This is a genomic window from Dactylosporangium sp. NPDC048998 (genome assembly GCF_043197855.1).
GTDB lineage: Bacteria > Actinomycetota > Actinomycetes > Mycobacteriales > Micromonosporaceae > Dactylosporangium.
Genome location: NZ_JBICTV010000028.1, coordinates 96,980 through 110,098, shown reverse-complemented (window position 1 = coordinate 110,098; position 13,119 = coordinate 96,980). Strand labels below are relative to the sequence as shown.

General features: G+C 71.9%; 12 protein-coding genes. 2 read left to right on the top strand and 10 right to left on the bottom strand.

Annotated features, from left to right (window positions below):
- Positions 1-179: DUF1775 domain-containing protein (locus ACGFI8_RS38160; RefSeq protein WP_392812140.1), on the bottom strand; the 179-nt coding region annotated here is incomplete at its 3' end.
- Between the two features lie 164 nt (positions 180-343).
- Between ACGFI8_RS38160 and ACGFI8_RS38155 the strand changes: the two genes are divergently transcribed.
- Positions 344-1,849 (top strand): PepSY-associated TM helix domain-containing protein, encoded by a 1,506-nt coding sequence (locus ACGFI8_RS38155; protein WP_392812138.1) that lies wholly within the window; start codon positions 344-346, stop codon positions 1,847-1,849.
- A 173-nt stretch (positions 1,850-2,022) separates the two neighbouring features.
- Complete coding sequence (locus ACGFI8_RS38150; protein ID WP_392812137.1) at positions 2,023-2,487, top strand: hypothetical protein; 465 nt, start codon at positions 2,023-2,025, stop codon at positions 2,485-2,487.
- A gap of 91 nt (positions 2,488-2,578) precedes the next feature.
- On the opposite strand, the gene ACGFI8_RS38145 is transcribed toward ACGFI8_RS38150, so the two are convergent.
- The 9 genes from ACGFI8_RS38145 to ACGFI8_RS38105 form a co-directional block, all read right to left on the bottom strand.
- On the bottom strand, positions 2,579-2,986 hold the full coding sequence (locus tag ACGFI8_RS38145; protein ID WP_392812136.1) for a four-helix bundle copper-binding protein: 408 nt from the start codon (positions 2,984-2,986) through the stop codon (positions 2,579-2,581).
- Between the two features lie 90 nt (positions 2,987-3,076).
- A complete protein-coding gene (locus ACGFI8_RS38140; RefSeq protein WP_392812135.1) occupies positions 3,077-3,982 on the bottom strand; it encodes a hypothetical protein in 906 nt (301 codons plus the stop codon).
- 105 nt (positions 3,983-4,087) lie between these two features.
- Complete coding sequence (locus ACGFI8_RS38135) at positions 4,088-5,392, bottom strand: magnesium transporter MgtE N-terminal domain-containing protein (protein ID WP_392812134.1); 1,305 nt, start codon at positions 5,390-5,392, stop codon at positions 4,088-4,090.
- Positions 5,393-5,435: 43 nt separating this feature from the next.
- Positions 5,436-7,070 carry an NRAMP family divalent metal transporter gene (locus tag ACGFI8_RS38130; RefSeq protein WP_392812133.1) on the bottom strand — a complete coding sequence of 545 codons (1,635 nt, stop codon included), beginning with the start codon at positions 7,068-7,070 and terminating at the stop codon, positions 5,436-5,438.
- A 314-nt stretch (positions 7,071-7,384) separates the two neighbouring features.
- Positions 7,385-8,629 carry an ROK family transcriptional regulator gene (locus ACGFI8_RS38125; RefSeq protein WP_392812132.1) on the bottom strand — a complete coding sequence of 415 codons (1,245 nt, stop codon included), beginning with the start codon at positions 8,627-8,629 and terminating at the stop codon, positions 7,385-7,387.
- A 22-nt stretch (positions 8,630-8,651) separates the two neighbouring features.
- A complete protein-coding gene (locus tag ACGFI8_RS38120; RefSeq protein WP_392812131.1) occupies positions 8,652-10,076 on the bottom strand; it encodes a glycoside hydrolase family 5 protein in 1,425 nt (474 codons plus the stop codon).
- 17 nt (positions 10,077-10,093) lie between these two features.
- Positions 10,094-10,912 carry a carbohydrate ABC transporter permease gene (locus ACGFI8_RS38115; protein WP_392812130.1) on the bottom strand — a complete coding sequence of 273 codons (819 nt, stop codon included), beginning with the start codon at positions 10,910-10,912 and terminating at the stop codon, positions 10,094-10,096.
- Entirely contained in the window at positions 10,899-11,777 is an 879-nt protein-coding gene (locus ACGFI8_RS38110) for a carbohydrate ABC transporter permease (protein ID WP_392812129.1), read from the bottom strand. The genes ACGFI8_RS38115 and ACGFI8_RS38110 overlap by 14 nt, the downstream gene beginning before the upstream one ends.
- A 51-nt stretch (positions 11,778-11,828) precedes the next feature.
- On the bottom strand, positions 11,829-13,064 hold the full coding sequence (locus ACGFI8_RS38105) for an extracellular solute-binding protein (protein WP_392812127.1): 1,236 nt from the start codon (positions 13,062-13,064) through the stop codon (positions 11,829-11,831).
- Positions 13,065-13,119 lie beyond the last annotated feature (55 nt).

Sequence of the window (13,119 nt, the reverse complement as noted above, 5' to 3'; positions counted from 1 at the left end):
ACGGTGCTGGCGTTGTCCTTCTCGTTCGGCACCCGGAAGGTGACCTTGCTGTAGCCGCCCTGCACGGCCGAGGCGGAGCTGACCGTGACGTGCGCAGACGCCGGGCCGGGCAGCGCGAGAGCGGCCGCCGCGGCGGCGAGCACGGCGACGCCGGCACGAAGAAGGGCGGTACGACGCATCGATGATCCTTCCAGGTCTGTCTGACTAGCTCGGCGAGATGGTCGACGGGTGGTCGCTGCCACACGCCGGAAAGTTCTCGGGAACCCCGCGGCCGGTTCCGCCGACTACCTGCCGAGCGGCGACCGCATCCGGCGCCGTCGATACGTCTTCGGAGGTCTCCGCCATGTCCGTCGCCACCGACGTCTCCCCGCCCGCCGACGACCCGGAGGCACCACCGATCGCCGCACCCGCCTCGGCGCCGGGCCGGTCGTGGTCATGGTCGTGGTCGATCGTGCCGCTGCTGACCCGGCTGCACTTCTACGCCGGCATTCTCGTCGCGCCGCTGCTGGCCGTCGCCGCGGTCACCGGGCTGCTGTTCGCCTTCGCCCCGCAGCTCGACGGCCTCGTGTACGACAAGGAACTCCACGCCGTGCAGGCCGGACCGGGCCTGCCCAGGCCGCTGTCGGAGCAGGTCGCCGCCGCCGTCGCCGCCCACCCGACCGGCACCCTCGCGTCGGTGCTGCCCGCAGCGGCGCCGGACGCGACCACGCGGGTCGTGTTCAGCCTGCCCGAACTCGGCGAGAAGCAGCACACCGTCTACGTCGACCCGTACACCGGGCAGATCCGCGGGCAGCTCACCACCTGGTACAACGAGACGCCGCTCATGACCTGGCTCGACGATCTGCACCGCAACCTGCACCTCTATGATCTCGGCCGGGTGTACTCCGAGGTCGCCGCCAGTTGGCTGTGGGTCCTCGTCCTCGGCGGCCTGATCCTGTGGTGCAACCGCCAGTGGCGCACCCGCGGCATCCGCCGCCGCGGCCGCGCCGAGGCTACCCTGCTCTACGACCTCACCGCGGCCAAGGGCGTGCGCCGCACCCGCGGCATGCACGCCGCCACCGGCGTCTGGCTCGTCGTCGGCCTGCTCTTCCTGTCGGCCACCGGCCTGACCTGGTCCCGGTGGGCCGGCGAGAACTTCACCCTGGCCCTGGACAAGCTGCACGCCCACCAGCCGGACCTCGATACCGCCATCGCCGCCGGTGCGGCTCCGGCGGCTTCCGGGGGCCATCACGGCGGAGGCACGACGGGCGCCGCGCCCGGCGACCCGGCCCAGATCGACACGGTACTGCACGTCGCCCGCGGCGCCGGGATGACCGGCCCGATCATCATCACCCCGCCGGCCGAGGCCGGGCAGGCGTGGACCGTGGCCGGGGACGACCGGGTCTGGCCGGTCGGCCTCGACCGCATCGCCGTCGACCCCGCCACGGCGACGGTGACGGCCCGCTCCGACTTCGCCGACTGGCCGCTGCTGGCCCAGCTGTCCAAGCTCGGCATCCAGGCCCACATGGGATACCTGTTCGGCCTGGCCAACCAGATCCTGCTCGCGGCCCTCGCACTCGGGCTGCTGTGCGTCATCGTCTGGGGCTACCGCATGTGGTGGCAGCGCCGCCCCACCCGCGCCGCCCGGCGCGCCCCGCTCGGCGCACCGCCGGCCCGCGGCGCGTGGCGGCGGCTGCGCCTGCCCCTGCTCATCGCCGGCGTCCTGGTCACCGCGGCGATCGGCTGGGCGCTGCCCACCTTCGGCGTCACCCTCATCGGGTTTCTGGTCATCGACGTCGTCGTCGGGCTGGTCCGGCGGGGCCGACGTCAAGCCGCCGTGCCGACCTCACCGGCGCCGGCGAATGCCTGACCGCTGACGAGCTCGGGCGTACCGGGCGGTGTTCCAGCAGCGCCCCGCCCGGTACGCTCGCCCCGCAGTCTTCCGGCGCGGCGGCCGGAACCCCGATGTCGGTGGCGGCGCACCGGCACGAACCTGTGAGCCGGCCCAGGGCCGGGTCGCTTCCCTCGTGAAGGAGTGCCGCCGTGCCACCCACCGCCGCCACCAAACCGGACGACGCCGCAGAGGCGTCGGCCCGGACGCGCTCTCGCGACGCCTGGTACAGGGCGCTCGCCGTCGCCGTCGTCGCGCTGACGGCGACCGTCGCGGTCGTCCTGTTCACGCGCGGCGACGATGCCGGCAGCGCCGCCGGGACAGCACCGGCGGCCGATATCGGCGCCGGCCCGGTCGACCGGGAACTCACCGTCACGATCACGAACCGCACCGCGAGCCCGCCGACCAGCCGGATCGAGATCGCCCGCGGCAGCACCATCCGGATCACGGTCACCTCGGACGCCCAGGACGAGCTGCACGTGCACGGCTACGACCGCAAGGCCACCCTCACCCCCGGCCAGCCGGGCTCGGTGCAGTTCCGCGCCGACACGCCCGGCCTGTTCGAGGTGGAGACCCACATCAGCGACCTGGTGCTGTTCCAGCTCGTCGTGCGGTAAACGCCGCCGCGGGTCGTCGAACGACCGCCAGCCGGCGCCGGGGTGCGGCCGCGGCCACGCGGCGCCGGCGTCGCGGTCGTCCACCGGCGAATCACCCGTGCAGTCGGTGCAGGACCTCCCGGCATGCCTCCGCGCACCGCAGCGTCGCCTGCGAGCACATCCGGCAGTGGTCGTGGTGGTGGGCGTGCTTGCCGCACAGCTCGGCGCTGTGCTCGCAGGCCATCACGCACGCCTCCAGCATCGAGCTCAGCAGCGCGGCGTCGGCGCCCCGGCTGACCAGCCGGCGGCCCGCCGCCACTACGTCGGCGCAGTTCAAGTCCCGGACGATCGCGTCCTGCAGCACGCGGACGTCATCCTCGGCGACCATGGCGGCCGCGCAGGTGGTGACGGCCTCCTCGCACGCCACCATGGCGTCGATCACCGCCGCCAGCCGCTCGCTGCTCACCTCCGGGCGAAAACTCACGGCGAACGTGTCAAGGAGCTCCCGGGTCTGCGACATGGCCATCCTCCCGACGTCCGGTAGAGACTGCACGCAACTACCACGGAAGCGACGCCCGAAACCGGGCTGGCCCGGCCTGGTCCGGGTGGGTCAGGCCGGGATGCGCAGCGGCGTGGCGCCGCCGATGCCGATGAAGTCAAGGCCCGGGTTGCCGCTGGCGATCGCCCGCGCCGCCTGCGCCCGCCAGGCGGCCCGGCGGGCGGCGGCGTGCCCGAGCCGCCAGAGCAGGTCCAGCAGCAGCACCGGCAGCAGCCGAGGAGAGGCGACCAACTCGTCGACGGTGCCGAAGACCGTCTGCGCGGCGAGGTGGCCGGCCCGGCGTACCACGGTCGCACGCGAGTGGTGCCCGCCCTCGGCGCCGAACAGGTACTCCCCCACCGGCACCCAACGCGGCGACCGGGTCACCCGCGGCGGCAGCGGCTCGAGCACGTGCGAGGCGGCCTGCAGCAGCGAACCGAGGACCACCCACGCCAGCGGCTGCGCCAGGAGCGCCGAGCCGGCGATCGCATGCGGCCGCAGCTCGTACGCGGCGTTGGCGAGGGCGTACAGGGCCGCGACCAGTACCACACCGCTCGCACCCCAGAGCGGATCGCGCTCCTTCACCGCCCACCACAGCCACCACACCGCCAGGCCCGCGGCGGCGGGCAGGGACGTATTGACCGGCAGCGACCCGAGCGGCAGCGCACAGCACGCCGCGAGCATCGAGGCCACGATGAGCGGCATGCAGACCGCGTGCCCGACCCTGGCCAACGCGGTCCGGTGGAAAATCAGGTTCAGATACGCCTGGTACCGCAGGTTCAGCACCGTGACGTTCGTGCTGGGCGTGACGGTGGCGATGGCCCACCAGCGGGCCAGCGGGCTGCCGCCCTCCACCGCCGGCGCGAACCACGCGGGCGCGTGGCGCAGCCAGAACAGCTGCCCGCGGCTCGGCGCCACCCAGATCTCCGCGGCCACCCCGTCGACGCGACGCAGGTACCGATCGATCGAACCGTCCATCCGGGTCCCCGATCATCCGCCCTCGTGCCGTCGAGCCGCACGTTACACGGATCCCCTCGACGACCGGGTGCTCCCGTTTCCGCGCCGGGTCGACGCCGGTGAGGATCAGGCCGCGGCGCCGGCGCCGTGGTGGTGTGGGGCCGGTTCGCGGCGACGCCAGTTGGCGGGGATGGTCTCGTCGAGGACGTCGTCGATGGTGATCACGCCGAGAAGGTGGTGGTCGTTGTCGACGACGGGCAGGGTGGGCAGATTGTAGTCGGCCATCAGGGTGGCGATCTCGATCTGGTCGGCGTGGGCCGGCACGTGGACCGGGTCCGGATCGGCGGTGGTGTGCAGGGTGGCGTCCGGATCGGCCTGCAGCAGGGCGACCAGCCCGATCGCGCCGGCCAGGCGGCCGTCGGGGGTGAGGGTGTAGACGGTGGCGAGGGCCTCGGGTTGGGTGGTGGTGGCCTGGTGGACGGCCTGGAGCGCCTCGTGCACAGTGGTGTGTCCGGGCAGGGCGAGGGCGTCGACGCCCATCAGGCCGCCGGCGGTGGCGTTGTGGTAGCCGAGCAGGGTGGTGACCTTGACGCGGTGCTGGTCCGGTAGGAGTCCGAGTACCGGCAGGCGCCGCTCGTGCGGCAGTCCGGCGATGGCGTCGGCGGCTTCGTCGGCGCGCATGTGGGCGATCACATCGGCGACCTCGGCGTCGCTGCGGTCGGCGAGCAGGTGGCTTTGCTGGTCGTCGTCGAGTTCTTCGAAGACGTCGGCCTCCAGTTCGGGGTCGGCGTGCACCTGGGTGAGGATCTCCCGTTGCTCCGGGGCGGAGGCGTCTTCCAGCAGGTCGGCCAGTTCGGCGGGTTTGAGGCGGCGCAGCCGGGCCAGCGGGTGGCGAACACGCAGGGATGGCTGGTGGCCGATGAGCGGCTCGAACGCGAGCCAGTCGCGGAACGGGTGGTGCGGGTGGTGGCCGGGGCGGTGCAGCCAGCGCAGGCGGTGGACGTCGACGCCGGACAGCACCCACCCGCCGGCCGGGCCGGCGGTCAGTTCGACGTCGTGGGCGTGGACCAGCCGGGCGTTGGCGGTGTCGAGCAGCCGGTGGCCCAGCACGTCGGCGCGTAGCAGTACCTCCCCCTCGCGGCGTTGGAAGGCGCGCAGGTCGACGCGGGCGCTGGCGAGTTCGACACGGTCGGGCTGCCAGGCGCGTACCACCTCGGCGGGGATGAACACCTGCCGCCGGCCGAGTTCGGCGACCAGGCCGGTGACCGGCGGATAGCCGCCGTCGGCGGGCAGCCGCACGATGACGTCGACGAGATGTCCCAGCCGCTGGCCTCGCGCGTCGATCGCGGCGGTCTTCAGCAGCCGTGACAGCATCAGCCGGGGCGCCCGGGCCGGACCGGTGGCGAACGGGGTGGTGGCCGCGGAATTCACCGCGTCACCCCCTTTCTGGGGACGTTTCCCAGCGTTTCACCTTCTAGTGTCCCAGGGCGAGCTGTGCCACCCGGACCGCGACGAGCGCAACGGCGATGACCAGGTAGCCGCGCAGCACCACCAGGCCCAGCCGCCGTCCGGCCGACAGGCGCGGCCGTGCCAGCAGCGCCAGTGGGGGCATCCGCCATGAGGCACGCTGTGACCGGTCGATCGGGGGCATGGCCGGTCTGGGGTGGCGGCGGCGGTCCACTACCAGCCATGCCGCGCCGAGCAGCCCGAGCAGGGCGCCCGCGGCGAGGATGGCCAGCATCTGGGTGACGGTGATCCTGGGGTACAGGACGCTGACGGTCAAGATGATCGACAGCGTCACCAGCACGCCGATGACGGCCGAGGTGAACAGGTTGGTGCCCCAGCGGTTGACCCAGGGGCCCAGCACCGCCCGGTCGTTGCACAGCAGCAGCAGGAACACCGTCGCCGAGGGCAGCAGCACCCCGGCCAGGGTCTGCACCCCCTCCGTCAGCAGCCCCAGCGGGGAGCCGGGAACGACCACGATGACCGCCGAGGCCAGCAGCAGCAGGGCGAACACCGCGTAGAACGCCTTGGCCTGCCGCGGCGTGCGATGCAGCGAGTGCTTGAGCCCCAGCACGTCACCGATGGCGTACGAGGTGGCCAGGCCGACCGCGGCCGCCCCGATGATCGAGGCGTCGATCAGCGCGATCGCGAACAGGATGCCCGCCACCTGGCTGACGTACCGGTCCAGGCCGGCGGCGACCCCTGCGGCGTCGGTGAAGTGCCCGAACTCGGGGCGGCCGCCGAACGCGGCGGCGGCGGCGCACATCATCGCCGCCGCGCCGACCACGACGATGACGATGCCGATCCACAGGTCGACCTGCTCGTAGCGGATGAATCGCGGTGTGATCCGCTTGTCGATCACGTAGGACTGCTGGAAGAACAGCTGCCACGGCGCGATCGTGGTGCCGACGATCGCGATGATCAGCAACAGCACCGTGGACAGTTCGCCGGTCGGCATGCCCGGCACCACGAAGTCTCGGCCGACCTGCCCCAGCGGCGGGTGGGCCAGCACCACCACGGGAATCAGCGCCAGGGAACCGGCCACCAGGATCATGCAGGCCCGTTCGAACCGCTGGAACGAGCCGGTACTGGCCGCGGCGACCACCGCCACGGCGGCCACCAGCACACCGGGGACCTTGGGCAGACCGAGATAGCCCAGCCCGAGGCTGATGCCGATGAACTCCGTGACGATGGTCAGCGCGTTGAGCAGGAACAGGTCGATCACGCTGAACGCGCCCCAGAACCGCCCGTAGCGTTCGAGGATGAGCCGGGCATGTCCCACTCCGGTCACCGCGCCCAGCCGCAGGACCATCTCCTGGTTGACGTACAGCACCGGCACCAGCAGCAACAGCGTCCACAGCAGCCGGGTGCCGTAGTTCTGCCCGGCCTGGGTGTAGGTGCCGAACGCGCCGGCGTCGTTGTCGCCCACCATCACGATCAGGCCCGGGCCGATGATCGCCAGCAGGGTCTTCACCCTGGTCGACAGACCCCGGCGGACTTCGGTGTCGTCGGCCGCGATGCTGCCCAGCGCACCCCGGATGTCTCCGGTGCGCACCGGGTCCAGTACCGCCTGCTCGTCTGCGGTGCGTGTGTGCGTCCTGGCCATCGCACACCCCCTTTCCCGCGTCGGGCGGGATTGAGGCGGCACGCGCAGCTGGCTCGATGGGGTACAGCATCAAGCGGTCGGGCGAAAGTCCTGGTCAGCGGGTGCCGCGAGCGAACCGGGGAAGGTCAAGAACAGGTGGAAGCGGACGATATCCGCCGGGACTGGAATCCACTGCGCTCGCCTCCCTCCGTGCCGGGCGTTGCAGCATCGCACCGCAGGTCGAGGCTCACTCGCGCGTACGAGGTCCGTCCGATCATTGTGCGCGCGTACGCGTTCGGCCGACAAACCCGGCCGGCTCTCATCGCGCACGACGGTTACCGGGCGGAGCGGTCCTGCAGCGACGGGTCGGCGGCGATCATCGCCTCCAGGGGCAGCAGCGCGGACCCCGTCGCGACGGCGTCGCCGCCGAACGCCGCGTCCAGCAGCCGGAACTGGCTTCCCGGCCGGGGCAGGCTGTGGCGGCGGACGGCCGCCTCGATCGGGCCGCTCAGCGACTCCATCAGCCGCAGCCCGACCCAGCCGCCGATCACGATCCGCTCCGGGCCGGTCAGGTTGACCATGCCGCCGAGCGCGGCGCCGAGGCAGTCGACCACGTCGTCGACGATGGCCGATGCCGCCGGGTCGCCGTCGGCGGCGGCCGCGAGGAGCTCGCCGATCGCGCGCCATCCCGAGCCTTCGAACCGCCCGCCCGAACGGCGCCAGGCGTCGAGGATCGCGTCGGCGCCCAGGTACGCCTCGACGCAGCCGCGGTTGCCGCAGCGGCAGACGCGGCCGCCCCGCTCGATGACGGTGTGCCCCCACTCGCCGGCGCTGGAGTGCGCGCCCTGCAGCAGCCGGCCCTCGGTCACCACGCCGAGGCCGACGCCGCGGCCGAGCAGGGCCACGAGGGCATGGTCGGCGCCGCGGGCGTTGCCGAACCACAGCTCCGCGCGGGCCTGCATCTTCGCGCCGTTCTCGGCCAGCACCGGCATGCCGACGTCGCACAGCGAGGCGACGGGGACCGGCGGCCAGCCCAGGCTCTGCGCGTACAGCATCTGCCGCCCGTCCGCGGCGACCTCGACCAGGCCGGGCAGGCCCAGGCCGATGCCCAGCAGGGTCGGCCACCGCGCGGCGTTGCGCTCGCGCAGGGCCTCGAGGGCGTCCTGCAGGTCGACGCTGATCTTCTCCGGCGACTCCTCGGCCGCGCCGCCGCGGAACTCGCGGTCGATGCGGTGCATCGCGAGATCGAACATCTCCACGGCGACGCCGCGCTCGCCGATGTCGGCGCCGATCGTCACGGCGCTCTCGGCGCGCGGGGCGATGACCGCGATCGGCCGGCCGCCCTTCGACGACATCGAGCCGCGCTCCTCGACGAGGCCGTCGGCGATGAGGTCCGCGACGAGGTTGGCGGCCGACGCCGTCGACAGCCCGCTGTGCCGCGCGATCTCCGCTCGCGTGGTCTGCTGGGCGAGGATGACGTGCCGCAGCACCAGCGCCCGGTTGCGCTGCCGCAGCGTGGTGACCGTCGACACCTCGGGCAGGCTGGTGGTGTGCCGACCGGCGGCGGGCTCGGCGCTCATGGTTGCTTGATCATACTCGGTGTCAGTCCACGGTCAGTTCGATCGCGCGCAGCCGGGCGGCGGTGGTCGCGCGGGCGACGATGCGGTCGCCGTGCCAGTGCACCTCGAACGAGCCGTCGCCGTCCACCCGCCATCCGGAGGGCCGGTGCTCCAGCGGGAAGTGCAGTTCCTCGCCCGCCGCCACGCTGATCGGCGCGGTCTCCCCGGCCGTGTAGGGCTCGCCCGCCGGGTGGTGCCACACGCGCGTGGTGTCGAACTCGCCGAAGCGGTCCCGGAACCGGGCCCGCTGGTCGATGTAGCCCCAGCCGGGCACGCTCAGCGGCGCGCGGCCGAACATCGCGTTGACGACGTCCGGGCGTCGCTCGCAGGCCGGCAGTGCGACGGCGTCGAGGTACCGCTGCAGGATCCGCCATGCTGTGGCGGCGTCGACGCCGGAGGCCGGGTCCGCGATGAGCTCCCAGCCGTCGGGCCGCCGCGCCGACAGCGGCGAGGTGCGGGTGTCGAGCTTCTTCCACGGCCAGAAGTTCCAGCCGATGCCGTGCTGCTCGTAGAGGCGGTGCGCGGTGTAGATCCACTCCGGCGTGTTCTCGCCGCCCTCGCCCATGTAGATGGGCAGGCCGAGGCGGTACCGGGCGTCGAGGTAGGGCTGGATGCTCGAACGGTCGGGCGAGCACCAGTAGCGGTGGAACTGCAGGGCCGAGTTGGGGTCGAGCACCTCCGTGAAGATCGACCAGTTGGTCGCCCAGTGCGAGCCCTCGTAGACCAGCAGGTGGTCCGGGTCGACGGCCCGGATCGCGGCGGTCAGCTCCCGGTACAGGTCGACGAGCTCTGCGGCGTAGACGTGCTGCCACTCGTTCGGCAGGGGTTCGTTGAGCAGGTCGTAGCCCAGCACGACGGTGCGGTGACGGTACCGCCGGGCGATCTCCCGCCACAGCTCGACGGTCAGCCGACGGTACCGCTCGTCCATGAACAGCTCGGGCCGGCCGTTGGGCGAGTCGTCGATGTTGGTGCCGGTCTGCCCGCCGGGCGCGCCGTGCAGGTCGAGCAGCACCCACAGGTCGTGCCGCTCGCACCAGTCCAGCAGGGCGTCCACGTGCGCGAATCCCTCCGGCAGGAAGCGGCCGGCGTCGTCGACGAGGACGCGGGAGTTCAGCGGCAGCCGGACGTGGTCGTAGCCCAGCGCGGCGATCTCGGCGATGTCGGCCTCGGTGACGAACGTGGCGCGGAACCGGGCCCAGAACTCGCTCGCCCGGCCCGGCCCGACGAGCCGCTCGACGTGCCGCTCGATCTGCCGCGGCGAGCTCAGCTCGTCCCCGAACCGCCACATGTACCCCTCGGGCAGCAGCCAGTTGCCGAGGCCGATGCCCCGCAGCAGCAGCGGGTGGCCCGCGCCGTCGAGCAGCTGGGCGCCGCCGGCGCGGACGAAGCCGGAGAGTCGCTTGCGCATGAAGTGAACGCCTTTACTCATTTGAGGCCGGACATGGTGAAGCCCTGCACGACGAACCGCTGCAGGACGACGAACACGGCGAGGACCGGCACGACCATGAGGGTCGCGGCGGCCATCTGCAGGGACGGGTTGGTGGCGATCTGCCGGTTCAGCAACGACACCCCGACGGAGAGGGTGTAGAGCCGTTGGTCGTCGGCGACGATGAGCGGCCACAGGAAGCTGTTCCACCCGGCGATGAAGGCGAGCACGGCCTGCACCGCGAGGATCGGCCGGGACAGCGGCAGGACGATGCGCAGGAAGATCCGCACCTCCCCGGCGCCGTCGATGCGGGCCGCCTCCAGCATCTCCGTCGGGATCGTGGACATGAACTGGCGGAACAGGAACACGCTGAACCCCGAGACCAGGCCGGGCAGCGCGATGCCCAGCAGCGTGTTGGTGAGCCCGAGGCCGTTCAGGATGAGGTACGTCGGGACCATGGTCACCTGGACGGGGATCATCATCGTGACGAGCACCAGGAAGAACAGCGGCTCCCGGCCGCGGAAGCGGAACTTCGCGAACCCGTAGCCGGCCATCGCCATGAGCAGCACGCCGGCCATCCCGACGAGGACGACGGCGACGGTGTTGGCGAGGTACCGGCCGAAGTCGAGCTCCTCGAACAGCTGCCGGAAGTACTCCAGCGTCGGCTGCCGCGGCAGAACCTTCGGCGGATAGGCGACGGACTCGCTGCGCGGCTTCACCGACCCGAACACCATCCACACGAACGGGAACGCGGTGACGAGGGCACCGACGCCAAGCACTCCGCCGACGACGACGGTGAGGTTCCTACGCTTCGGCATCGGCGCGCACCACCCGCAGTTGCAGCAGCGTGACCGCCGCGATGACGACGAACAGGACCACCGACCCGGCGCTGGCGTAGCCGAACTGGCTGACGGAGAAGCCCTTCTGGTACAGGAACAGCGAGATGCTCGTCGACTCGCCGAGCGGGCCGCCCTTGGTGAGCACGAACGGCTCGTCGAAGAACTGCAGCCAGGCGATGGCGGTCGTGACCGTGACGAACAGGATCGCGAAGCGCAGCAGCGGCACGACGATCGAGACCGTCTTGCGCAGCTCGCCGGCGCCGTCGAGGGACGCGGCCTCGAGGTACTCCTTCGGCACGCTCTGCAGGGCGGCCAGGAAGATGATGATGTTCAGGCCGGTGCCGCGCCAGACGGCGACGAGCACGACCGAGAACTTCACCCACAGCGGGTCGCTCAGCCACCGCACCTCGGGCAGGCCGGCCACCGACAGCAGGTGGTTGAGCAGGCCGAACTGGGTGTTGTAGAGGTACCCCCAGACGAGCGAGACGGCCACGACCGCGGTGATGGCGGGCACGAAGTAGAAGCTGCGCAGCGCCCGGAAGTACCGGTTGTCCGAGCGGTTCAGCAGCAGCGCGACCGCGAGCGACAGCACCACGACCGACGGCACGCCGATGACGACGAAGATGCCGGTGTTGGTGAGCGCCTGCCAGAACTCGTGGTCGGCGAACAGCCGCCGGTAGTTGGCGAGGCCGGCGAAGCCGATCCGGGAGCGGTCGCCGAGGCCGGCGAGGTTGAGGTCGGTGAGGCTGACGCCGAGCGCGACCAGGATCGGCAGGACGCCGAAGGCCAGCAGCAGCACCATCGCCGGGGAGATGAAGCCGTACGGCGCGAGACGGGGTTTCACGGCGGTTCCCTCCGTTGGGGTGGGCGGGCGGTTGGGCCCGCCCACGGTGCTTCAGTCGACGGAGGTGCCGTTCGTCGCGCTGTAGAGGCCTTTGAGGGCGGTGTCGCGGTTGGCGCCGGTGAGGACGATCGAGTTGAGCGCGTCGAGCAGCGCCTTGCCCGTCTCGCCGTCCCAGTTCGGCACGAGCGGCAGCAGCTTCGCGCCGGCGAGCTGTTTGGCGTACACCGTCACGAACGGGTCGGCGGTGAGCGACGGGTCGCCGAGCGCGGCCTTGACCGTCGGCAGCTGGCCGTCGAGCTTGTACCACGTGAGCTGGGTCTGCGGCTCCGACAGGTAGTCGAGCAGCTGGAGCGCGCCGTCGCGGTTGCCGGTGCTGCCCCACACGCCGAGGCTCGACCCGGCCAGCAGCGACGCGTTGGTGCTGCCGCTCGGGATCGGGGCCACGGCCCATTTGCCCTTGAGCTCGGGCGCGGCGGAGGTGACGGCGCCGGCGAGGTACGGGCCGGACACGAGCATCGGCGCGACGCCCGACGTGAAGCCCTGCACCTGGTCGAAGTCGGCGTTGGTGGGCACGCTCTTGTCGGCGTAGAGCCCGGTGTAGAGGTCGACGGCCTTGCCGAACTGCGGGGTGTCGAACGAGATCTTGCCCGCGCTGTCCACGATCTGGCCGCCCTGGCTCCAGGTCATGATGACCGGCAGGGCGCTGTCCCACTGCGGGATGTAGTAGCCGTACTGGCCCTTGCCGCGCCCGGCGAGCGTTTTGGCGTCGGCGCGCAGTTCGTCCCAGGTGGACGGTGGCTCGCTGATGCCGTTGGCCTGCAGGATGTCGGTGCGGTAGAAGAGCACCCTGGTGTCGCTGATCCAGGGGGCGCTGACGACCTTGCCGCCGATCGCCGCGGACTTGCCGGCGACGCCGTCGAGGAACCGGTCCGCGGCCAGGTTCGGGTGGGCCGCGAGGATCTGGTCGTCGAACGTGAGCAGCGCGCCGGAGCTCGCGAACGTGCGCAGCTTGGACAGCCCGATCTGCAGCACGTCGGGCCCCTTGCCCGACGCGACGGCGGTGGTGAACTTCTGGTCGATCGAGTCCCACGGGATCGCGACGGTGTCGACGGTGATGCCGGTCTTGTCGGTGAACGGTTTGACGAGCTCCTCGAAGTGGGCGGAGCTGTCGCCCATGATCCAGACCGTGAGCTGCTTGGGGCCGGCTTTGGGGTCGGCGGAGGCCGAGCAGCCGGCGAGGGCGAGCGCGGCGGCGAGGGCGGCCGCGAGGAGGGGACGACGTCTCATGGCGGGGCGTTCCTTTCGGACGGGGCGTGCGTCCATTTGTATGCGGCTTACGCTA

Bases quoted from the DNA above. Each gene is read 5' to 3' on its own strand.
- ACGFI8_RS38130 (WP_392812133.1), bottom strand. From the start codon at position 7,070: ATGGCCAGGACGCACACACGCACCGCAGACGAGCAGGCGGTACTGGAC.
- ACGFI8_RS38140 (WP_392812135.1), bottom strand. From the start codon at position 3,982: ATGGACGGTTCGATCGATCGGTACCTGCGTCGCGTCGACGGGGTGGCC.
- ACGFI8_RS38145 (WP_392812136.1), bottom strand. From the start codon at position 2,986: ATGTCGCAGACCCGGGAGCTCCTTGACACGTTCGCCGTGAGTTTTCGC.
- ACGFI8_RS38125 (WP_392812132.1), bottom strand. From the start codon at position 8,629: ATGAGCGCCGAGCCCGCCGCCGGTCGGCACACCACCAGCCTGCCCGAG.
- ACGFI8_RS38115 (WP_392812130.1), bottom strand. From the start codon at position 10,912: ATGCCGAAGCGTAGGAACCTCACCGTCGTCGTCGGCGGAGTGCTTGGC.
- ACGFI8_RS38105 (WP_392812127.1), bottom strand. From the start codon at position 13,064: ATGAGACGTCGTCCCCTCCTCGCGGCCGCCCTCGCCGCCGCGCTCGCC.
- ACGFI8_RS38120 (WP_392812131.1), bottom strand. From the start codon at position 10,076: ATGCGCAAGCGACTCTCCGGCTTCGTCCGCGCCGGCGGCGCCCAGCTG.
- ACGFI8_RS38155 (WP_392812138.1), top strand. From the start codon at position 344: ATGTCCGTCGCCACCGACGTCTCCCCGCCCGCCGACGACCCGGAGGCA.